Annotated in this window: 21 protein-coding genes and 1 riboswitch; of the genes, 5 read left to right on the forward strand and 16 right to left on the reverse strand. The window is 42.3% G+C overall.

Going from position 1 to position 20,835, the window contains the following annotated elements:
• Positions 1–2 precede the first annotated feature (2 nt).
• The 10 genes from atpD to CTY48_RS04405 all read right to left on the reverse strand — a co-directional run bounded on the left by atpD (position 3) and on the right by CTY48_RS04405 (position 7,726).
• Positions 3–1,397: a F0F1 ATP synthase subunit beta gene (gene atpD / locus CTY48_RS04360; protein ID WP_099467285.1), complete on the reverse strand. Its 1,395-nt coding sequence runs from the start codon at positions 1,395–1,397 to the stop codon at positions 3–5.
• A gap of 21 nt (positions 1,398–1,418) precedes the next feature.
• Positions 1,419–2,273, reverse strand: a complete 855-nt coding sequence (atpG, locus tag CTY48_RS04365; RefSeq protein WP_099467286.1) for an ATP synthase F1 subunit gamma — start codon at positions 2,271–2,273, stop codon at positions 1,419–1,421.
• Positions 2,274–2,294: 21 nt separating this feature from the next.
• A complete protein-coding gene (gene atpA / locus CTY48_RS04370; RefSeq protein ID WP_099467288.1) occupies positions 2,295–3,800 on the reverse strand; it encodes a F0F1 ATP synthase subunit alpha in 1,506 nt (501 codons plus the stop codon).
• A 58-nt stretch (positions 3,801–3,858) separates the two neighbouring features.
• A complete protein-coding gene (gene atpH / locus CTY48_RS04375; protein ID WP_099467289.1) occupies positions 3,859–4,404 on the reverse strand; it encodes an ATP synthase F1 subunit delta in 546 nt (181 codons plus the stop codon).
• Positions 4,389–4,907 carry a F0F1 ATP synthase subunit B gene (gene atpF, locus CTY48_RS04380; RefSeq protein ID WP_099467291.1) on the reverse strand — a complete coding sequence of 173 codons (519 nt, stop codon included), beginning with the start codon at positions 4,905–4,907 and terminating at the stop codon, positions 4,389–4,391. The genes atpH and atpF overlap by 16 nt, the downstream gene beginning before the upstream one ends.
• A gap of 74 nt (positions 4,908–4,981) precedes the next feature.
• Positions 4,982–5,248: an ATP synthase F0 subunit C gene (gene atpE, locus CTY48_RS04385; protein ID WP_099467293.1), complete on the reverse strand. Its 267-nt coding sequence runs from the start codon at positions 5,246–5,248 to the stop codon at positions 4,982–4,984.
• 29 nt (positions 5,249–5,277) lie between these two features.
• On the reverse strand, positions 5,278–5,961 hold the full coding sequence (atpB, locus tag CTY48_RS04390; protein WP_099467514.1) for a F0F1 ATP synthase subunit A: 684 nt from the start codon (positions 5,959–5,961) through the stop codon (positions 5,278–5,280).
• 64 nt (positions 5,962–6,025) lie between these two features.
• A complete protein-coding gene (locus CTY48_RS04395) occupies positions 6,026–6,424 on the reverse strand; it encodes a hypothetical protein (protein WP_099467294.1) in 399 nt (132 codons plus the stop codon).
• 4 nt (positions 6,425–6,428) lie between these two features.
• Positions 6,429–6,647: an AtpZ/AtpI family protein gene (locus CTY48_RS04400; RefSeq protein WP_099467296.1), complete on the reverse strand. Its 219-nt coding sequence runs from the start codon at positions 6,645–6,647 to the stop codon at positions 6,429–6,431.
• Positions 6,648–6,853: 206 nt separating this feature from the next.
• Positions 6,854–7,726, reverse strand: coding sequence for a ComEC/Rec2 family competence protein (locus tag CTY48_RS04405; RefSeq protein WP_099467297.1), 873 nt, complete (start codon positions 7,724–7,726; stop codon positions 6,854–6,856).
• A gap of 328 nt (positions 7,727–8,054) precedes the next feature.
• Between CTY48_RS04405 and CTY48_RS04410 the strand changes: the two genes are divergently transcribed.
• Complete coding sequence (locus tag CTY48_RS04410) at positions 8,055–8,996, forward strand: family 43 glycosylhydrolase (RefSeq protein WP_236354726.1); 942 nt, start codon at positions 8,055–8,057, stop codon at positions 8,994–8,996.
• Between the two features lie 175 nt (positions 8,997–9,171).
• Here CTY48_RS04410 and metK read toward each other — a convergent pair whose 3' ends face one another.
• Positions 9,172–10,359: a methionine adenosyltransferase gene (gene metK / locus CTY48_RS04415; protein WP_099467298.1), complete on the reverse strand. Its 1,188-nt coding sequence runs from the start codon at positions 10,357–10,359 to the stop codon at positions 9,172–9,174.
• A 260-nt stretch (positions 10,360–10,619) separates the two neighbouring features.
• A riboswitch (SAM riboswitch) is annotated at positions 10,620–10,721 on the reverse strand.
• A gap of 236 nt (positions 10,722–10,957) precedes the next feature.
• On the opposite strand from metK, the gene CTY48_RS04420 reads away from it, so the two are divergent.
• A complete protein-coding gene (locus tag CTY48_RS04420; RefSeq protein ID WP_180272634.1) occupies positions 10,958–12,022 on the forward strand; it encodes an HD-GYP domain-containing protein in 1,065 nt (354 codons plus the stop codon).
• A gap of 178 nt (positions 12,023–12,200) precedes the next feature.
• Here the strand turns inward: CTY48_RS04420 and CTY48_RS04425 are convergent, their stop codons facing one another.
• From CTY48_RS04425 to CTY48_RS04435, 3 genes are all read right to left on the reverse strand, one after another.
• Positions 12,201–13,493, reverse strand: coding sequence for a UDP-N-acetylglucosamine 1-carboxyvinyltransferase (locus CTY48_RS04425; protein WP_099467301.1), 1,293 nt, complete (start codon positions 13,491–13,493; stop codon positions 12,201–12,203).
• A gap of 215 nt (positions 13,494–13,708) precedes the next feature.
• Positions 13,709–15,295, reverse strand: a complete 1,587-nt coding sequence (locus CTY48_RS04430; protein WP_099467302.1) for a peptidoglycan DD-metalloendopeptidase family protein — start codon at positions 15,293–15,295, stop codon at positions 13,709–13,711.
• Positions 15,273–15,788 carry a shikimate kinase gene (locus tag CTY48_RS04435; protein WP_099467304.1) on the reverse strand — a complete coding sequence of 172 codons (516 nt, stop codon included), beginning with the start codon at positions 15,786–15,788 and terminating at the stop codon, positions 15,273–15,275. The genes CTY48_RS04430 and CTY48_RS04435 overlap by 23 nt, the downstream gene beginning before the upstream one ends.
• Positions 15,789–16,194: 406 nt before the next feature.
• Between CTY48_RS04435 and CTY48_RS04440 the strand changes: the two genes are divergently transcribed.
• From CTY48_RS04440 to CTY48_RS04450, 3 genes are all read left to right on the forward strand, one after another.
• Positions 16,195–17,385: a DNA polymerase Y family protein gene (locus CTY48_RS04440; protein WP_099467305.1), complete on the forward strand. Its 1,191-nt coding sequence runs from the start codon at positions 16,195–16,197 to the stop codon at positions 17,383–17,385.
• Between the two features lie 181 nt (positions 17,386–17,566).
• Positions 17,567–17,767 (forward strand): helix-turn-helix transcriptional regulator, encoded by a 201-nt coding sequence (locus CTY48_RS04445; protein WP_099467306.1) that lies wholly within the window; start codon positions 17,567–17,569, stop codon positions 17,765–17,767.
• Entirely contained in the window at positions 17,764–18,255 is a 492-nt protein-coding gene (locus CTY48_RS04450; protein ID WP_099467308.1) for a DUF6773 family protein, read from the forward strand. The genes CTY48_RS04445 and CTY48_RS04450 overlap by 4 nt, the downstream gene beginning before the upstream one ends.
• 82 nt (positions 18,256–18,337) lie before the next feature.
• On the opposite strand, the gene CTY48_RS04455 is transcribed toward CTY48_RS04450, so the two are convergent.
• Together CTY48_RS04455 and CTY48_RS04460 are read right to left on the reverse strand one after the other, a co-directional pair.
• Positions 18,338–20,212, reverse strand: a complete 1,875-nt coding sequence (locus CTY48_RS04455; RefSeq protein WP_099467310.1) for an ATP-dependent nuclease — start codon at positions 20,210–20,212, stop codon at positions 18,338–18,340.
• A gap of 14 nt (positions 20,213–20,226) precedes the next feature.
• Positions 20,227–20,826: a flavin reductase family protein gene (locus tag CTY48_RS04460; protein ID WP_099467312.1), complete on the reverse strand. Its 600-nt coding sequence runs from the start codon at positions 20,824–20,826 to the stop codon at positions 20,227–20,229.
• Positions 20,827–20,835: the final 9 nt, after the last annotated feature.

Below are 20,835 nucleotides of genomic sequence, written 5' to 3' on the forward strand. Positions count from 1 at the left end.
CCTTATCTGTTAAGTCTGGAAGTGACATCACCTATATTTCCGGCATTTAGAAAATAGCTCTCCGGCACATCATCGTGCTTTCCGTCCAGTATCTCCTGAAAACCATGTATCGTCTCAATGAGCGGTACATATTTTCCTTCCAGTCCGGTAAACTGCTCTGCAACGAAGAATGGCTGTGAAAGAAACTTCTGCACCTTTCTTGCTCTTGCTACAAGCGTTTTCTCCTCCTCGGACAACTCGTCCATACCTAAAATGGCGATGATATCCTGAAGCTCCTTGTATCTTTGTAAAATCTCCTGCACCCCTCTGGCAACCTTATAGTGCTCCTCACCCACAATACGAGGGTCGAGTATTCTGGAGGTTGACTCAAGCGGGTCAACTGCAGGATAAATACCAAGCTCTACGATGGAACGAGATAAAACCGTCGTCGCATCCAAATGGGCAAAGGTGGTTGCCGGTGCCGGGTCTGTCAAATCGTCCGCTGGTACATAGACTGCCTGAACCGACGTGATAGAACCGTTCTTCGTCGAGGTGATTCTCTCCTGCAAGGCTCCCATCTCCGTCTGCAAGGTAGGCTGATATCCCACCGCAGATGGCATACGCCCAAGCAGCGCGGAAACCTCGGAGCCCGCCTGCGTGAAGCGGAATATATTATCGATAAACAGCAAAACATCCTTCTGCCCTTCATCACGAAAATACTCTGCCATCGTAAGCCCTGTAAGTCCCACTCGCATTCTGGCACCCGGCGGCTCGTTCATCTGCCCGAACACCATCGTTGTCTTATCAAGAACTCCGGTATCCATCATCTCATGGTAGAGGTCATTTCCTTCTCTCGTTCTCTCTCCAACGCCCGTAAAAACAGAGTAACCGCCGTGCTCTGTGGCAATATTTCGAATCAATTCCTGAATCAGTACCGTCTTTCCAACTCCGGCTCCTCCGAACAAACCGATTTTTCCGCCCTTTTGATAAGGGCACAGTAAATCGACAACCTTAATGCCTGTCTCCAGTATCTCTGTGGATGTGAGCTGCTCTTCAAATTTCGGAGCCTTTCTGTGAATCGGAAAATATTTTTCTACCTCTGGCTTCGGCTTGTTGTCAATCGGATTTCCGAGAACATTAAACATACGTCCAAGTGTATTCTCTCCAACCGGAACCGTTATAGGCCCCTGTGTTGCCTTAGCCTCCATGCCTCTGATCAGACCGTCCGTCGGTCCCATCGCGATACATCTCACCGTGTCATCTCCCAAATGCTGTGCTACCTCGATAACCAAGGTTTCACCGCTCTTTGTCAGAATCTCAACGGCCTCATTTATTTCAGGAAGTCTGCCTCCGCTAAAGCGCACATCAAGCACAGCTCCTATTATCTGAGTGATTTTACCAATATTTTTATCTGCCATTCCTTCACTCCTTTCCTCATCCTAGCTGATTGCATTTGCACCCGCTATGATTTCTGTCAATTCCTGTGTAATCGAGCCTTGACGTGCCCGATTATATTTTAAAGATAAATTCTCTATCATTTCCTCTGCATTGTTGGTCGCCGAATCCATCGCCTGCATTCTCGCTGCATTTTCACTGGCAACGGACTCCACAAGCGCATCATAAATCAGGCTTGTAATATATTGGGGAACAATCATATGAAGAGCCTCCGCTTGCTTTGGCTCATAGTTCATTCGAAAACGTCTGTCAGAATAATCGACATCCGTCTCCACGATGACAGGCAATATTCTTCTCAGAATAGGCTCATGACTGACCGTATTTTGAAAGGAGGTGTATGCCAGATAAATTTCTCCTACCTCGCCGTCCACAAACGCTTCCAAAACCGCTCTGCTTATCTCGGCAGCATCCTTATACATAGGCTCGTTGATAACCTCGGAGTAGTCTCCTTTTATCTCGTAGCCCCTTCTCTCCATATATTCTTTTCCTTTTCGCCCGACCGCATACAGATACACATCCTCTTTTGCCAGATGGCTGTTTATAATCTTTTTCGTCAGGTGCATATTGTAGCCGCCTGCAAGTCCTCGGTTAGCGGTAATCATAATGACCGCCTTTTTTCGCGACTCAATTGCTGTCAGATAATGGTGAATAATATCACCTGACATCGCAATCATCGTCGCCACCGCCTTATACATATATTCTGAATACGGCTTTGACTGCTCGGCGCGGTTTCTTGCCCTCTGGAGCTTAACCGTGGCAACCAGCTCCATAGCTTTTGTTATCTGCTGCGTATTTTGTATACTTTCTTTATGGTTTTTGATATCTCTGATGGATGCCATGTTTTCTCACCCTTTCTGGCATTATGCGAAATTTTCCTTACATTCGCCGATTGCAATCACAAGCTTCTCTTCTATCGCCTCAGACATCGCCTTCTCCTGCCTGATTGAATCTAAAATATCAGGGTATTTGGTCGAGATAAATTCCAGAAGCTCTGCTTCAAATCGTAAAATTTCTTTTACCGGAATATCCATTAAAAACTTTCTGGTCGCTGCATAAATGATGACAATCTGGTTTTCTACCGGCATCGGTGCATATTGTGGCTGCTTTAGCACCTCTTTAATTCTTTCACCTTGATCCAGCTTTTCCTTCGTATCCTCATCAAGCTCTGAGCCAAACTGAGCAAAAGCTGCAAGTTCTCTATACTGTGCTAGCTCCACACGGATAGGTCCGGCAATCTTCTTCATCGCCTTAATTTGTGCTGAACCGCCTACACGGGATACAGATAAGCCTGCATTTACCGCAGGGCGAAAACCAGCGTGAAACATTTCTGTCTCCAAATAAATCTGTCCGTCTGTGATGGAAATTACATTGGTCGGAATATAGGCCGAAACATCTCCTGCCTGTGTCTCGATAATCGGAAGTGCCGTAAGTGAGCCGCCTCCCAACTCGTCTGAAAGCCTTGCCGCTCTCTCCAAGAGTCTTGAGTGCAGATAAAATACATCTCCGGGATACGCTTCTCTTCCCGGCGGTCTTTTTAAAAGCAAGGATAATGTACGATAAGCTGCTGCATGCTTTGACAAATCGTCATAGATAACCAAAACGTCTTCCCCGTTTTCCATCCATTCCTCTCCGATTGCACAGCCCGCATAAGGAGCGATATATTGAAGCGGTGCCGCCTCACTTGCCGTAGCGGATACGATTGTCGTGTAATTCATCGCACCATACTCTTCCAGTGTGCTCACGATATTTGCCACAGTCGAAGATTTCTGCCCGATTGCAACGTAAATACATTTTACGTTCTGCCCCTTCTGATTGATAATCGTATCGATGGCAATCGCTGTTTTTCCCGTCTGTCTGTCTCCGATAATCAGCTCTCTCTGCCCTCTTCCAATCGGAACCATGGAATCGATTGCTTTGATTCCCGTCTGAAGAGGGGTATCCACTGATTTTCTGGAAAGGACACCGGACGCAACTCTCTCTACCGGTCGGTAGGTGTCGGTCTGAATCGGACCCTTTCCGTCAATCGGCTGTCCAAGTGCATTGACTACACGACCAAGCAGCGCATTTCCGGTCGGAACCTCCGCTACACGTCCTGTTGCCTTTACGGTATCACCCTCGCTCACCGCTGTGGTATCTCCAAGCAAAACGGCTCCCACGTTATCTTCTTCCAGATTCAATACCATACCAAACACTTCTCCCGGAAATTCCAGCAGCTCTCCCTGCATTGCATTTTCCAATCCGTAGATACGTGCGATTCCGTCCGCAACCTGAATAACCGTTCCGACATCGGATACCTCTAGTTTTGCGGTATATTTTTTTATCTGATCCTTGATGACTGAGCTTATCTCATCCGGTCTTAAATTCATGGTGTAAATCCACCTCTTTCCTCATTGATTTTTACGTAATATTCTGCGCCTCCAAAGCTTATAACTGTATTTGCAGCAATTGCTTTGACAGCCCATTCATTTTCATCTTAATGCTGTTGTCAATGACCCTGTCCCCAATTCGGACTATCATACCGCCGATTAACGACTCGTCAATTGTCACAGACAAACTTATTTCTTCATATTTCGTAATTTGAATCAGCTTTTTTATCAGGCTGTCCTGCTGTGCCTTCGTAAGCTCCATCGCTGCGGTCACATACGCAAGACCGATGCCTTTGTACTCGTTCACTTCGCTGATGAAGTATTCCAATATATATATCAATTCGCCAAATCTGCTCTTCGCTGCAACAATATGAACGAATGCAGTCAGCTCCTCGCTTACTCTGCCCTTTAATATCTCATCTAAAATTTCGTTTTTCTCATTTTTTGTAATATCAGGATGAGCCATCAATTTATATAATTCTGCGTTTTCACTTATTATTTCTTTCAAAACCAGAGTTTCTTCCACCAACAAATCGATTTTATTTTCTTCCAAAGCCAGTTCAAACAACGCTTTTCCATAGGTTCTTGCTACAAGCTTATCCATGTATCATACCCCATCTCTTCTATCGCTTCGTCAACCAATGCCTCTTGCATTGTCACATCAATTCTGTCGGCTATCACCTTAGATGCCATCAGGGAAGCAATTGCAATTACCTCCTGTTTTAACTCATCGGTAGCGCGTTTCTTTTCGAGTTCTGCTTCTCTTTTTGCACTCTCAACAATTCTTTGTGCCTCCAGCCTTGCCTCGTTGATGATTCTATCCTCATTTCTCAAAGCCTGCTTATGGGCATCGTTCAAAATCAATTCCGCTTCTCGGTTAATCTCTCTCAGTTTTTTGTCGTATTCTTCCTTCAGAAGCGCTGCGTCTTCTTTTTCCCTTATCGCGGTATCCTGATCCTTTTTAATTCTGCTTTTTCTAGCTTCCAAAAGATTTCTGACCGGATTAAACAACATGTAGGAAAGAAATAAAAATAGAAGAAATACATTAACGGAAACCAGAGCCAAGTCAGCGAGCAGTTGGACGTCGAGATTAAATAATCGTTCCAAGGTTCAACCTCCCTCCTTCGTGATTCTATTTTAAATGTGCAGGGTATATCTCAAATCCTGCCTCTCACATCTTCCTACAATTTTCCAATCAGCGGATTTGCAAATAAGAAAATAAATGCCAACGCCAAGCCGTATAAACTCGTTGTCTCTGCTACTGCCTGCCCTAAGAGCATTGTGGATGTAATATCGGATTTTGCACCCGGATTTCTTCCTACCGCAGCAGCTGCCGCACCTGCTGCATAGCCCTGACCAAGTCCGGAACCTAATCCCGCTAACATTGAAATACTTGCTGCTATTGCAGAGCAAGCTAAAACTAAACCTTCGTTTGTAATCTGTGTCATAATAATTTCCTCCTTATAAATAAAGCTTGTTATTCTTCTGTAGCCATTTTATTTGTTACAAATACCATCGTTAACATGCAAAATACATAGGTCTGGATTGCACCGGCGAAAATATCAAAATAGACATGCAGAACAGATGGAATGCCGAATTTAACGAAAACGGGAAGTAATCCGTAGACTAACGCCAGCATAACTGTGCCGGACAAAATGTTACCAAAGAGACGCAGTGACATTGAAAATGGGGTTGCGAGTTCACCAATCAGATTGATGGGAAAAAGAAATGGCATAGGCTGGAATAGCCGCTTGAATGCATCCGCTTTGTTTTCCCGGATATTGGTATAATGAATGATCAAAAATGTCATAAGTCCAAGAGCAAATGTAACTCCGTAGTCTGCTGTCGGTGGCCTCATACCAATCAGACCGGAAAGATTACAAAATAATATAAACATAAATACTGTTCCAATATAATTTGCGTATTTTTTCCCTTTGCCTCCCATAATACTATCAACCAGATTATCCAGCATTTCCACTGCCAGCTCTGCAACATTCTGCAAGACTCCGGGCGTATCTTCAGGGTTTACCTTTTTTATCTTCCTGTTTATCGCGATTGACAATATGACAATGATAAGCGAGACGATGAGCAAGCTTACATGTGTCGTAGTAATCCATAGTTCGTGACCCAAAAGATGGTATTTCAACAGTCCGTGAACCATAAAGTCCACATCCCCTGCCGCCACCAAAGGGTGAATCGAACCAGCGATAATATTTACCACATTATCACCTTCCTTTTTTATTATATTTTTCTAATAATTTATGCGTAAACGGTTGTATGTAAGCCGCTACCTTTAAACTCATAATTCCTATAAAACCTGTTAATATGCTTCCTGCGTTAAAATAGTACATGATTAGTACCAAGATGAATATAATTGCTGTTCTTAATGCATAAGTCTTTCTGATATGCTTTTTTGCTTGAGACTCTTCCATGTCTGTAGCATAATCCAGTGATTGATACATATGGATACACATACCCATCGCAATCAGCAGACCCACGCCCAAACCAACGGAATAAAAAATTTTGTCTTTTAAAAGGCTTAACACAACGATTTCTACAACGAAACCGTAAAAGAGAATAGAGATGAAAAGCTCTTTGACAATAAGAGGAAGTTTTTTAAGCATTGCTTTACTCCTTGTCGTCATCGATAACACTTTTTGCAAGAATGTAGGTATTTCTCCCGCCTGCGAGAATTCCAAGTATAAGCATAGGAATAAATACAGGAACGGAGAACTTCTCCTCCAAGAAAACTGCGGCGTATACGCATAAAAAAATAGGAGTCAACATGCTGATACCAAGCTGCGTGATAAGTGCGAATGTTTTGTACACGTTTTTCCTATCCTTCATATGCTTCTCCCTTCAACACCATAGCTTACTAATATTATACCGATTATCCTTTCTATTGTCTACAAATTCTACTTTTTTTAAAATAATTTTAACATTTATCAAATTTTAAACTTTAATTTTCTTCTTTTCTTCCTAAAACTTCCTTTTGAAGAAAAGATTTTTTGTTTTATATAATCCTTTCAAAAAATCCTTCTCACTTAGGATATTTACTGACTTATCGAAAGATTAATTCCGTCACTTTGCACTGTTATGGCGCCCTGTTTTGTTGTATAAACCTGAGAGTTTAAATTTTGTAATATTTTTGTAACATCTTCGTAAGCTTTTTTACTATTATTTGTAATAATACTGTATTTCGGTGACACTTTCTTAAAAAATTCTTCAGAATTATCCTTCAGATTTCCATGATGAGGAACCTTCAAAACCATGCTTTTGAGATTCGGAATCTGCTGCATCACCTCGTCTATCCTTCCCTCCTCACTGTCTCCTGCAAACAGAAAATCCGTTGCTCCATATACAAGCTTTGTAACAAGAGAATAGTCATTTTCGCCGGTAAAATCGGTGCTTATCGGAGGATAAATCGTAAATACAGCACTGCCGAGCGTTATCTCCTTGGTATCCTTTAAAGTCAGTATCGTAACGCCGCGATCTTGTGCTGCTTCCTTATATTCCGTGTAGTCATCGCTGTCCACCACACAATCTGTCTCAATAATTTGTCCAACCCCTATCTCGTCAATAATCGTGTCTGCACCACCGATATGGTCCTTGTCCGGATGGGTCAAAATCAAATGAGAAAGATTGTCAATGCCTTTCTCCGTCAGCCAGTTTACGATATCTTCTCCGTCCTCGTCATATCCCGTGTCTATCATAACCGCTCCCTCAGACGTCTCGATAACCATACAGTCTCCCTTTCCTACATCCAAAAAGGTGACCGTCATGGTTGGCAATTCAAGAGCGCCTTCCTGCGTACTTCCCATGCTTTCCCCACTGTTTTTTCCAAAGTGGGAAATACCCCACAAGAAAAGCAATGCGACGAGCACTACGATTTCCAGTACAATTATTTTTTTTGTTCTATCTTTCATTCTTTTCACCCTTGTCTTTGTTTATATTATTCTAAATTAATTTATATTATTGTAAATCCGTTTAAAACTTGCTATACTATATCTATTCTACGATATCAGGGTTAAAAGGTCATGCGTTTCATGCTTGCATGAAAACACATGACGTTGGGACCCGCAAAACATGAGAAAGTAGCCCGAGTAGGGCGGATTTCGAATGTTTTTAGGATTGTGAGAGCACAAAGTGCGTAACAATCCGTAGGTATCAGGAGGCAAAATACTTTTTGACTCCTTCATCATTCTATTATACAACTAATATTTGAATTTCATGTGAGAAAGAAAGGATTTTAATATGAACAAAATGCTGTTCCCATCCGCACCTCTGTTTCGTGACCCAATTTATGACGGTCCTACCGATCCAGTCATTATCTATAACCATGAAGAAGAATGTTATTGGATGCTCTATACCCAGCGTCGCTCTACCGCTGTGAACATCGGAGTTTCCCATATCCATGGAACGCTTATCGGTGTCGCCTCCTCCAAGAACTTAGTGGATTGGGTGTACCGCGGGACGCTTCCGAATCTGGAATTTGAGCCGGGTACCAACACCTTTTGGGCACCGGAAATTATATACGAAAACGGAACCTACCATATGTATGTGTCCTATGTTCCGGGCATTCCTACAAGCTGGAACTATACCCGTCACATTCTTCATTACACGGCAAAAAATATGTGGGATTGGAAATTCGAGTCAAAGTTAAACCTCTCTTCCAATCGTGTCATTGATGCCTGCATTTATGAGGTGGAAAAAGGTCTGTTTAAAATGTGGTATAAGGATGAGGTACATGACAGCCACACATATAGTGCTGTGAGCCGCAATCTCTATGATTGGGAGGTTGTAGGAGCAGAAATTACCGATGTTCCTCATGAGGGACCGAATGTCTTTACGTTGGACGGAAGGCATTTTATGATTACTGATTTCTGGAACGGGCTTGGTGTCTATGAGACAACCGATTTCTCCAACTGGACACGCAGGGCGGATATTTTAAATACTGCGGGCAGCCGAAAGGATGACGGGGAGATTGCACATCACGCCGATGTCGTTGTAAATGGCAAGGGTGATGAAGCGTTTATCTTCTACTTCGTACACCCAGACTACAATCCAAGTAATATGCCGAAAGATTTTGAGATGACTTATAAGGAAGCACGCACTGTTGTTCAGGTTGCAAGACTGACTGTCGAAGGTGATAATCTGGTTTGTAACAGGGACGAGGAATTTGAGTTAGTGTTATAAAAAAGCAAGAAAGTGTGAGCTTTGCTCGCGCCCTCGCGGGTTGCTAAGCAACAACTTCCACTCCGCGAGGTGCGCATAAATAGTTTTAATATCACAGGAAATTTCTTTGCAATTTCCTGTGATATTAAAAGACTTCCTCTTACCATATTTCATGGCAGGAGGAAGTCTTTTTTATTTATAGATATTTCTTTAAAACATCAACCTTGTCCAATTTCTCCCAAGGCAAATCAAGGTCATTACGTCCAAAGTGTCCGTATGCCGCAGTCTGCTTGTAGATTGGTCTTCTGAGGTCAAGCATTTTTATGATGCCTGCCGGGCGAAGGTCAAAGTTTTCTCTCACGATTTCAACAAGCTTTTCATTGGACAGCTTGCCTGTTCCAAAGGTGTCAATCATAATTGACATCGGATGAGCTACGCCGATTGCGTAAGACAACTGAATTTCGCACTTCTCCGCAATACCGGAAGCAACAATATTTTTTGCAACATAGCGTGCTGCGTATGCTGCGGAACGGTCAACCTTTGTGCAGTCTTTTCCTGAAAATGCACCGCCGCCGTGTCTTGCATATCCGCCGTAGGTATCAACGATAATTTTACGTCCGGTCAAACCGCTGTCTCCGTTTGGTCCGCCGATTACAAAACGTCCGGTCGGATTGATATAGTAATTTGTATTCTCGTCAACCAAGTCCTTTGGAAGAATTGGCTCAAATACATATTTCTTAATATCAGCATGAATCTGTTCCTGTGTCACATCCTTGTCATGCTGGGTAGAAAGCACAACCGCATTCAAATGAATCGGCTTGCCGTTCTCATCATATTCCACTGATACCTGTGTCTTGCCGTCAGGTCTTAAATACTTAAGGGTACCATCCTTGCGCACCTTTGTAAGCTGAAGAGCAAGCTTATGTGCCAGTGCAATCGGATATGGCATGTATTCTTCTGTCTCATTGGAGGCAAAACCAAACATCATTCCCTGATCACCTGCACCAATCGCATCAATCTCAGATTCCGTCATTTTGTTTTCTCTTGCTTCCAAAGCCTTATCAACACCCATTGCAATGTCAGCTGATTGCTTGTCCAGTCTGATAAGTACCTCGCACTTATTTCCGTCAAAACCATATTCCAAATTGTCATAGCCAATTTCATTTACTGTTTTTCTAACGATTGCCTCGTAATCCACGTTTGCATTTGATGATATTTCACCCATTACAAGAACAAACCCTGTGTTTGTACACGTTTCACACGCTACACGGCTCATCGGGTCCTGCTCTAGCAATGCGTCCAGAATAGCATCTGATACCTGATCACAAATTTTATCCGGATGTCCTTCTGTAACTGATTCTGATGTAAATAATAGTTTTTCCATAGTTCCTCCTAACTGTATGCTGTTTGCATACCTGAACTGTTTAATTAGTCAGATTAAGATGCCAAAATCGCACATTAATCTTAGTTTAAAAAATGTGAGCTTTGCTCACACCTAGCGCCCAAACGGGTTGCAAAGCAACAGCTTCCGCTCCGCGGGGTGCGCATAAATATTTTTTATATCGTAGGAAGTTTGGAAAACTTTCCTAATTGATATAAAAAAAAATCCGTTATAAACGGATTTGAAGTCAAATTAATCAAATCCCCTTATTGTTCGACTACTCGCTCAGGTTGGCACCTTCCTTCTTAAAGAGGGGTTGCCGTGACTTCACAGATCCTTTGTATCTCCATCACTCTGAATAAGAGAAAAATATTTACAATATTGAATTTTCATAACTTGAGATAGCTTTACCTACTATCCGTAATTAGAATACACCAAATCACATTATTCGTCAATCCTGTTTATAAAAATATCATTAATTTTTTATGATACCATAGTACCAATCCAATTGACAAGATAACCCATAATTCCTTATACTACTATTATAAGTACAGATAGTACGAATTTTAAGATGAAGGGCGGGTTTATTATGAGGCGAGTTATGATTAAGGATTTAATTCCGGGTATGATTACAGCGGAGAATATATATACCGTGAGCGGGCAATTAATTCTTCCCGAAAATTTAAAACTTACAGATAAAATGATTATGCGACTTGAATTTTATTCCATCGACTCAATCAACATTGTGGAAGAGGAAGACGAAACAGAGGAAGAGGAGGAGACTCCAACACTGACCTACAGGGAAAAAGTGGCAATCACTCCTGAGTTTACACATTTTCGTGAATCCTTTTTTGAAAATATGGAGTATTTACAAAATTCCATGAATTTGGTTATCAATCGTATTGCACCTATTGACACCTATTCTCTGCTTATGAATACGCTGAATATCTTTTCGGGTAACTTGACCTCCATCGGCGTGTTTGACATGCTTCACAATATGCGTGAGTATGATGATGTTACCTATCATCATTCGATAAGCGTTGGAATCATGTGCAACATAATGGGTAAATGGCTGGGATTTTCCAAAGAAGATATCGAGGTTTTGACACTTGCGGGACTTCTTCATGATGTGGGCAAGGTTATGATTCCCGATTCTATCATGCAAAAACCAGAACGTTTAACTTTGGCAGAATATGAGATTATTAAGACTCATCCATTCCAGGGCTATAATCTTTTAAAGAATGAGGATATCGACGAAAGAATCAAAAATGCAGCTCTGATGCATCACGAAAGATGCGACGGCAGCGGTTATCCTTCTCGCCTTACCGCAAATGAAATTGATGAGTTTGCCAAAATTGTGGCAATTGCCGATGTGTATGATGCCATGACTTCTGCGCGTGTATACCGCGGTCCTCTTTGCCCGTTTGATGTAATACACATTTTTGAGACGGAGGGACTTAGAAAATATGATCCGAAATATCTTCTCACTTTCTTAGAGCGCATTGTAAACACTTATATGAACAATGACGTTTTATTGAACAACGGAGAAACCGGCACCATTATTATGATTAACCAACTTTATCTGTCAAAACCAGTTGTCAAAACAACAACCGGATTCATTGATTTATCACAGGAACCTGATTTATATATTTCTAAAATCTTATAAAAAGTGTGAGTGTTGCTCACGCTTTGCGCCCGAGCGGGTTGTGTAACAACTACATCCACTCCGCGAGGTGTGCATAAATAGTTTTTTATATGATAGGAAGTTCGACAGAATTTCCTATCATATAAAAAAGCAGCCAAGTCTCTCATTCAGAGGACTTGGCTGTTTTCTTTCTCTTATCTCAACCGATTTTCAATTTGAACTTTCGGATGTCTTTCTCTGTCTCTACTTTTTCAATATTTCCGCCAAGGCTTCGGATTTTTTCATCAAAATCCTCATATCCGCGCTCAATATAAGTAATGTCTTCTACTGTAGTGAAGCCTTCTGCTGCAAGTCCTGCAATGACAAGCGCTGCTCCCGCTCTCAAATCCGGTGCATTTACCTGTGCTCCGGTAAATTTCTCCACACCATCAACGACTGCAGTATTTCCCTCTACCTTAATGGACGCTCCCATTCTGGTCAGCTCATCTACATACTTAAAACGATTCTCAAAAATACTCTCCGTAACGATACTTGTCCCCGAGGCAAGGGCAAGTGTAACAGAAAACTGAGGCTGCATATCTGTCGGAAAGCCCGGGTAAGGAAGTGTTTTTACATGGGTATGCGTAAGCCTCTTAGATGCAACAACACGCACTGCATCGTCAAGCTCCTCAACCTCACAGCCCATCTCTACTAATTTAGCTGTAATTGCTTCCAAGTGCTTTGGAATTACCTTTTTCACGGTAACGTCGCCCTTCGTAGCCGCTGCCGCAAGCATAAAGGTTCCCGCCTCTATCTGATCCGGTATAATGGAATATTCAGTTTTATGAAGCTTTTCAACTCCCTTGATACGGATTACATCTGTTCCCGCACCTTTGATGTTGGCTCCCATGCTGTTCAAAAAGTTTGCCACGTCTACAATATGAGGCTCTTTTGCTGCGTTTTCGAGAATGGTACTGCCTGATGCCATCGATGCCGCCATCATAATATTAATGGTTGCGCCTACTGAAACAACATCTAGATAAATATGGCTGCCCACCAGATTTTCCGCCTTCGTCTTAATCAGACCGTGTTCAATGGCAACCTCCGTACCAAGCGCCTTAAAGCCCTTGATATGCTGGTCAATCGGTCTGCTTCCGATATTGCATCCGCCTGGGAGTGCAACCTCTGCCTTTTTATATTTTCCAAGTAATGCTCCTATCAGATAATAGGAGGCTCTTATTTTCTTAATATATTCATTATCAATTGTTGTTCCCCTGATATTGGAGCCATTGATTTTGACTGTGTGTCTGTCAACCCTTTCCACGCTTGCTCCAATTTCCTCTATCGCCTGCAATAACACATTAATATCCCTGACATCCGGCATATTGTCAATCAAAACTGTCTCATCTGTCATAACAGATGCCGCTAAAATAGCCAGTGCAGCGTTCTTCGCTCCACCGATTTCGACCTCTCCAACAAGTGGATTCCCGCCCTTTATAATATATTGCTCCATAATACACCTCTATTATTATATTCCAATCCGTTTTATCGATTTATCTTCCAATTCACTTATCTTTTATCTTAACGTAACTATTCGGGTCTCTTCTGTCATGTTCTTCGTACATTGTGAAATTTATTTTTCACATTATACTATAGTACAACAAAACACGCCGTCTGGCAACCTTTTCTTGAAATTCTTATATAGAAAGTATTTGCAATATTTCAAAGTCAATTCAAGTAATTTAATGGATTTACCTGACTTCCATTTACAATGATTTCAAAATGCAGATGCGGTCCCGTGCTTCTGCCTGTGTTTCCGCTTAATGCAATTTTATCTCCCTGAGAAACCTTGTCACCTGAGCTTACCAAAATTTTACTCAAATGCCCATATCTGGTCTGCAAACCGTTGGCATGCTTTATTGTAACGCAATAGCCATATCCGTTTGACCAGCCGGCACTGACAACCGTACCGTTGCTTGATGCCTTGACCGCAGTTCCGGTCGGAGTTGCCCAGTCAACACCCTCGTGCATTCTGCCCCATCGTTTTCCAAAGCCGGATGTAAATCTTCCTCCGGTAATCGGCTTGATAAAGGTCGGCGGCTCCTGTGTTCCTATTTCTATAATCTGCGGTATTGCCTCAGTAATAATATTTTCCTTTACAATCTCACGGTCCGTTTCGGAACCGTTTCTTGAGGTAATTTTTGCCGTAACTTCACGAAAACCTGTACTTGCCTCCTGAATTACCTCCTGCTTTGTCGTATACCAATTGTCATTTTCCACATATTCAACCGGAAGCTCATACTCTTCCTCATAGGTCGTCTGCTCTGTCACGATAACTGAAAGTTCCGGTTCCGGCACAGTAACAATAATTTCGTCACCAATCTGAAGCACCGAATCCTCCTCCAAATTTTCATTCATCTCTACAATTTTTGACACAGAAGTATCATTCTTTTCCGCCACAACCGATAAACAGTCGCCGGATATCACCTCATATATTTTATTCTGCTCTTGATCTTTTGTTACCATATTAATCGCGGCGTCCAAATCCATGATATCTTCCGTCGGCACATAGGTTTCCACGACTTCTATTTCCTGCTCAAAACCAATATTCAGTATTCCGTCCGCAACCTCTGCCTCATCCGGGTTCTCTATATCCACGGATTCCGCCTGCTGCACATCGCTCTCTGCTGCCTGCACATCAGTTTCCATCTCGCCTGTTTCTCCCTGAGAACTTACCTCCGAAACAGTATCTGCCTCATTTGCAGATTTGGAAATCTTATATACGCTCGGCTCCATAGCAGAAAGTTCCTGATTTTCTTCCTCCACTAAGTCAATTGAAAATTCGTTATTTTCATCATATTCATGTTTCACTGCATTCAGCAGCTCAATCACTGCCTCCTTGCTTGACAATGTAATCGAAAAATCATCAATTTTGACTGTGTATGCTTTTTGTTCTGTTTGAACAATACATTCTTTTAACTGATTGTAAACATTCTCCTCAACCTGTTCAAGCTCGTCCAACGTTCCGACAATTTTTTTATCCGGAACAATTTCGTAATTATAATCCATATAGATGATATCCTGAGACTCCGCCGCAATTCGCTTTCGTGCCTGCGCCACAAGCTCTTTTGCCATATCTTCCTTCTCAACAATCCCCTTGTCTTCCCCATTGACTACAATATGGTAAAAGCTTCCGTCTCTGTCTCCCCTGTCACTTGTCACAGGATTGATCAGAAGCATCACCATACAGGTCGCACACGCTCCTGCAGCATAACTTATCCGTATTCTCTTTTTATATTTTGTCAGTTTCTTCATTTTGAATTGCCCCTATTATTTTTGTAATGGTGTCCTCTATTGTCAACTTCTCCTCATCAATGACAATATCTGCATACTTTTCATACAAAAGCGTTCTCTCCTCATACAGATCCTTCAAGGTCTGTCCCTCTCTCAGCACAACGCCTCTGCCTTTAATGTCCCCCAAGCGCTTCTTGAGCTTGTTATAAGACAGCTTCAAATACACTACCTTTCCTATACTCTTTAAATGCTCCATCGCTTCCTTGCCATACACGACACTTCCACCCGTGGCAATGACAGAGTGCTCTGCCTCTAATGAGGCATTAATCCGGTTTTCAATTTCAATAAAACCATCCACGCCCTCCGTTTCAATAATTTCTCGCAAAAGTCTTTTTTCTTTCTCCTGAATTACTATATCCGAATCGACAAATCGATATCCCAAAACCTTAGCCAATATAACACCGACAGTACTCTTCCCCACTCCCGGCATCCCAATCAATATCAAATTATCCATCTTCCGCTTTTCCTCAACTTTCCTATCCCAAATCCAATTATAACCAAAACAATATCGAAGTCTGAATGGTAATAAAATACTACCTCTATGTTATAAAAAATCTTCCAAAATAGCAAGGAAAATGTTACACTATTATTAACATGAGCAGTGCGAAAAAGAAAAAAACAAATTTACGTTGTGCTCGCACATAAGGAAATTTGTTTTTTTTCTTTTTCATAGGGCGAAGCCCGTAAGCGAGATGAAGCGCAGCGTAATCGAGCTTCACTGCGGGCTAAATCCCCCACCCGACGAGATAAACGCAGTGCAATCGAGTCGTACACTCACCCGACGAGATAAGCCCCGCGCAATCGAGTCCCACACCCCTCACACCCAACCAAAAATCCCAAAGAAAGGCACCCCTCAAAAAATGAATCGCATCATCTTCCACATAGACGTAAATTCCGCATACCTAAGCTGGAGCGCAGTCGAGGATTTAAAAAGCAATCCCGACCACACGGACCTTCGTACCATCCCCTCCATCATCGGCGGCGACAGGGAAAGCCGTCATGGAGTCGTGCTTGCAAAGTCCATTCCTGCAAAAAAATATAATATCCGAACGGGCGAGCCAATCGCACAGGCACTTAGAAAGTGCCCCAACCTTGTTATCGCACCGCCAAATCACGCCCTCTACAGTCAGTACAGCAGAAAAATGCTCGCCATTTTAGCCGACTACACCCCTGATATGGAGAAGCTCAGCATTGACGAATGCTTTCTGGACTTTACCTCTGTTGCACATCAATATTCATCCCCAATTGAAGCCGCAACCCAAATTAAGGATCGTGTCTACAGAGAACTTGGCTTTACGGTAAACGTAGGGATATCCTCAAACCGCCTGCTTGCAAAAATGGCTTCCGATTTTAAAAAGCCAAATTTGGTCCACACTCTTTTTCCAAATGAAATCAGGGAAAAAATGTGGCCGCTGCCGCTTAGCGAACTGTACATGGCTGGAAAATCAAGTGTTAAAACGCTAAACACGCTCGGTATCCATACCATAGGAGAGCTCGCACAGACCTCCCCAGACCTTCTGGAGGCGCATTTAAAGAGTCACGGAAGACTTCTTTGGCAATATGCAAATGGCATTGACGAAACTCCTGTTGTCGCCGACCAGACGGAGTTAAAAGGCATAGGAAACTCCACCACCCTCTCCTTTGACGCAACGGAGAGAGACGAAATCACCCATGTTTTACTTAGCCTTGCCGAGCAAGTATCAAAGCGTCTGCGTGCCGCCAAACAACTTGCCGGAACCATCTGCGTGGAAATAAAATATAATGATTTTACAAGCGTGTCCCACCAAATGCAGTTTTCAAACTCCGCCAATACTACGGAACAGATTTATAAATACGCCTGCATTCTTCTGGACGAGCTTTGGAACCACAACCCGGTCCGTCTTCTCGGCATCCGCACTACAAAGCTTACTCATGAGGATGAGCCGGTTCAGCTCTCCCTGTTTGACACTGTCGTGGATGAAAAACAGCTAAAGGCTGAGAAGGCAATGGACGCCATCAAAAGCCGTTTTGGAACTGACGCAGTCGTTCGGGGAAGCTTTTTGAAAAAGTAGGAATTGAACAAAGGCAGGAAGTCACGTGCTATGGCAAGGCTGCCCTACTTCAGCGTAACAGGGTATTATATCTTTCAGAAGTAACATAAACCCCAAGATAGTCTTTTAAAATTAAAAATGCAATATATAATTGACATTTAGCAATATATAATGTACTATTAGATTATAAAGGAGGTATTCCATGAAAAACAAGAGAATGAAAATTGCCCGAATGGAAGCCGATATGAAACAAGAGGACTTGGCAAAAGCCGTAGGCGTCACCCGTCAAACAATCGGGTTGATAGAATCAGGGGAGTATAATCCTACACTAAACTTGTGCATAGCAATTTGCAAGACACTTGGTAAAACATTAAATGATTTATTTTGGGAGGAATCGAAATGAAAAAGGAAAATTTGCAAGATGAAAGAGTTATAGGACAACGCCGTAAAATAAATAGTGAAGCATATGGCATTTTAATGATTGCGCTTCTCTGTTCAATGCTCGTACAACAGTTTCTGCTGAACGCTCCATTTGAGCAATATGCCGTTGAGTTTATATGCTTCTTCGGAATGTCCTTTTATATAATAATACGGTACATGTCCTCGGGACTTAACATATACGGTGAAGAAAAACGGGCTAAAGCCCTCACTTTTGTGAACAGTATAGTGTGCGGAATAGTAGTAACGGCGATTAACGGTATTTTAAACTATATACAATACGCAGAACGCTATAAGGAGGATGGTATAGGTTATTTTATCGCCGCGTTAGCAGTTACTTTTATCAGCGCAACCCTTTTGGCTTTTATTGTACTATTTTTTCTTAATTATCTGAATACGAAAAAACAGGAAAAAATTAAAAAACAGTTAGATCAAGAAGAACAGAACGAATAGCTGTGTGGTATCCTGTGCCACAAAACCAGCGGGGCATCCCTAAACAGAGGATACCCCGCCTAATGTTCCAATTCCTATCTTTTTACTCTTCCATATCTTTTCTTCGGCTCTCAAAATAGACAAACCGATCAATCCCATCCAAAATGTTTGCAAAGTTCTCCCGCGGTGCCACATCGATATACCGCTTTAATATTTCTGTCTCCGCATCCCCACGATATTTACTGTAAAATATATCATACAGGTTATGCCCTCTGACATAGATACGGATATACTCCATATTTGCCTTCAAGTCTTCCTTGCTTCGTATTCTCGCCCCTGTAATCTTCATCATGCGCTTCATGCTCGGAAGCTTATACAAATACGCCTTAAATTTGTCATACAAAATATTGTAAAAGTCCTCTTCCGTTTTTATGACCCCAATTTTACTCATAACCTTCGGGTCCAAAAAGTAATTTTCAAAGGAATAATATTTTAACACAAGTACATTTTTCGGCTGCACCCGCGGTACATTGTCAAGATCCTCCTTTGCCCTCTGCTCATAGTAGCTGCAAAGCTGCCTGACAAGGTAGTTCGGATTTTTGCCGTCGCTGTCTCTTATCATCAGAAACTGATCTTTCAGATACAACTTATTTATGTACTTTAGGTTTGCATACGTCTTAATGTTGGTACAGCTATTGGTGGGAATGATGGAAATTCGTTTTAGCATTCCCTCCTCATCGTAGATTTCTGAATAATACTTTTCCAAAAGGAGCGGCAGTCTGTTTCCGTCCTGCTTACCCTCCACGATGAAAACAAAACTTACATTCATCATATCATTAGCGGTGTAGCCCAAATCATCCAAAATGATGTCGATGTCTACATCCTCTTTAATTGCAGTGTTATAGTCCTCATCTGCCACCACCTGCTTAATCTGCCTGCTGGCAAAATTAAAGAGCATATTCGGTGAATGTGTGGAAAAAATCACTTGATTTTTCTTGGACAGACGGTACAAAATCTCACTTGCCACCTTTTGAAGCTGCGGGTGAAGATAGATTTCCGGCTCCTCAATCAAAATAATGCTGTTTACGCTGTTTGCACGCTCATTATACGCCTCTAACAGAGAAAAGATATAAATACTCTTAGTGCCTGCTCCCAAGGCGTCTATGGAGCCAAGAGTGCCCCTCTCCACGTTATCAACCAGTGTGTCCGTCGCAAGAATTTTATCATAGTCAAAATTCATCACATATTTTACGCTCTGCGCTTCACCGTTGTTTTTGTGAAAATAGTAATTTACCCGGCTCTCAAATTCCTCGATATTCGTCGTAAAAAGCTTATATTCCAAAAGTCTTGCAGTCTCAATGATATCAAGCTCCTCAGGAGTCTTCTGATGGATAAAACCGACACACTCAAAGCAACGGCTGCACGGCTTTTTTCCGTCAAACATGCATTTGTTGTAGCGGAGCTTCTCCAATGCCTTATTTCCCTGAAAACTGAAAATATCCTTCTGAATGTTACTCAAATCTCTGCTACAATCCAGATAATGGATTTTGGGAAGTACCTCTTTGATGTACTTATTGTCCTTTTTTACCCCGTCGTAGTAACGCCGCTTGCCTTCCTTATTGATAATACAAGTAAATTTAAGCTGCTCCTCCTCCTTTGAGTAGCAAGGCAGCTTCTCTATAAAGTCCTTTTCCCATATCTCATAGCGCTTATACCGGCTCACGATTCCACGTTCATTCATGCCTGCCAAATCCTCATCATCAATATTCAGCGTAACGCTTATCTCGATATTGGCATGCTTTGAAAAAAAGTAGGTCTCCTTTATCTCATAGTCTTCCGAAAGTGCTAAAAGAGCATCCATAACCACAGATTTTCCTGTATTGTTCTTGCCGACTAGAATCATTGCATTGTCGATTTCGTCAATCGTCAGTTTCTTAATGGATTTGAAGTTTTCAATTGATATCGCCGCTATTTTCATCTTTGCCTCCCGACCTATCTTCTGCTCGTCTTCTTCGCCTGCCCCTTTGTTTTCTTCCGCACGGAATAACCAAAAGTTCCAAGCTGTTCCTTCAAATTATAATATTCGCCGTGAGAATACACCATTAAATCAGAGGAGTTTAGCTGGAATTTTCCTTTGCTGTCCATGTAAGACTCCTCAACATCCACCGCCACGACCTCTGCCAGAAACATATGGTGGCTGCCCAATTGCTTTATCTCCACCACTCTACATTCTATGCTGACCGGACTGTCATCGATGATTGGTGCATATTTTAATTTGTCTGCTTTTCCCTTCGTAAGCCTCATTTCCTGAAACTTATCGACATCTCTGCCAGAGCGGACACCGCAGTAATCGGTTGCTTTTGCAAGCTTCTTTGTTGTCAGGTTGACTACAAACTCCCCGGTCTCCTTTATCATTTGATAAGAATGCCGCTCGGGGCGGACGGAAATGTAGAGCATCGGCGGGGCAGTGCACACGGTTCCCGTCCATGCCACCGTGATGATGTTGGCATTTCCCTCCTTATCCGCACAGCTTACCATAACGGCAGGCAACGGATAGAGCATATTTCCCGGTTTCCATACTTGTTTCGGCATTTTCTGCCC

Origin of the sequence: Konateibacter massiliensis, from assembly GCF_900184995.1 — a bacterium.
GTDB classification, from domain to species: Bacteria; Bacillota; Clostridia; order Lachnospirales; family Lachnospiraceae; genus Lachnotalea; species Lachnotalea massiliensis.

Bases quoted from the DNA above. Each gene is read 5' to 3' on its own strand.
- metK (WP_099467298.1), bottom strand. From the start codon at position 10,359: ATGGAAAAACTATTATTTACATCAGAATCAGTTACAGAAGGACATCCG.
- CTY48_RS04420 (WP_180272634.1), top strand. From the start codon at position 10,958: ATGATTAAGGATTTAATTCCGGGTATGATTACAGCGGAGAATATATAT.
- CTY48_RS04455 (WP_099467310.1), bottom strand. From the start codon at position 20,212: ATGAAAATAGCGGCGATATCAATTGAAAACTTCAAATCCATTAAGAAA.
- CTY48_RS04450 (WP_099467308.1), top strand. From the start codon at position 17,764: ATGAAAAAGGAAAATTTGCAAGATGAAAGAGTTATAGGACAACGCCGT.
- atpG (WP_099467286.1), bottom strand. From the start codon at position 2,273: ATGGCATCCATCAGAGATATCAAAAACCATAAAGAAAGTATACAAAAT.
- CTY48_RS04440 (WP_099467305.1), top strand. From the start codon at position 16,195: ATGAATCGCATCATCTTCCACATAGACGTAAATTCCGCATACCTAAGC.
- atpH (WP_099467289.1), bottom strand. From the start codon at position 4,404: ATGGATAAGCTTGTAGCAAGAACCTATGGAAAAGCGTTGTTTGAACTG.
- CTY48_RS04400 (WP_099467296.1), bottom strand. From the start codon at position 6,647: ATGAAGGATAGGAAAAACGTGTACAAAACATTCGCACTTATCACGCAG.
- CTY48_RS04445 (WP_099467306.1), top strand. From the start codon at position 17,567: ATGAAAAACAAGAGAATGAAAATTGCCCGAATGGAAGCCGATATGAAA.
- CTY48_RS04410 (WP_236354726.1), top strand. From the start codon at position 8,055: ATGAACAAAATGCTGTTCCCATCCGCACCTCTGTTTCGTGACCCAATT.
- atpD (WP_099467285.1), bottom strand. From the start codon at position 1,397: ATGGCAGATAAAAATATTGGTAAAATCACTCAGATAATAGGAGCTGTG.
- CTY48_RS04405 (WP_099467297.1), bottom strand. From the start codon at position 7,726: ATGAAAGATAGAACAAAAAAAATAATTGTACTGGAAATCGTAGTGCTC.
- atpB (WP_099467514.1), bottom strand. From the start codon at position 5,961: ATGGTTCACGGACTGTTGAAATACCATCTTTTGGGTCACGAACTATGG.
- CTY48_RS04430 (WP_099467302.1), bottom strand. From the start codon at position 15,295: ATGAAGAAACTGACAAAATATAAAAAGAGAATACGGATAAGTTATGCT.
- atpA (WP_099467288.1), bottom strand. From the start codon at position 3,800: ATGAATTTAAGACCGGATGAGATAAGCTCAGTCATCAAGGATCAGATA.
- CTY48_RS04425 (WP_099467301.1), bottom strand. From the start codon at position 13,493: ATGGAGCAATATATTATAAAGGGCGGGAATCCACTTGTTGGAGAGGTC.
- atpE (WP_099467293.1), bottom strand. From the start codon at position 5,248: ATGACACAGATTACAAACGAAGGTTTAGTTTTAGCTTGCTCTGCAATA.
- CTY48_RS04460 (WP_099467312.1), bottom strand. From the start codon at position 20,826: ATGCCGAAACAAGTATGGAAACCGGGAAATATGCTCTATCCGTTGCCT.
- CTY48_RS04395 (WP_099467294.1), bottom strand. From the start codon at position 6,424: ATGCTTAAAAAACTTCCTCTTATTGTCAAAGAGCTTTTCATCTCTATT.
- CTY48_RS04435 (WP_099467304.1), bottom strand. From the start codon at position 15,788: ATGGATAATTTGATATTGATTGGGATGCCGGGAGTGGGGAAGAGTACT.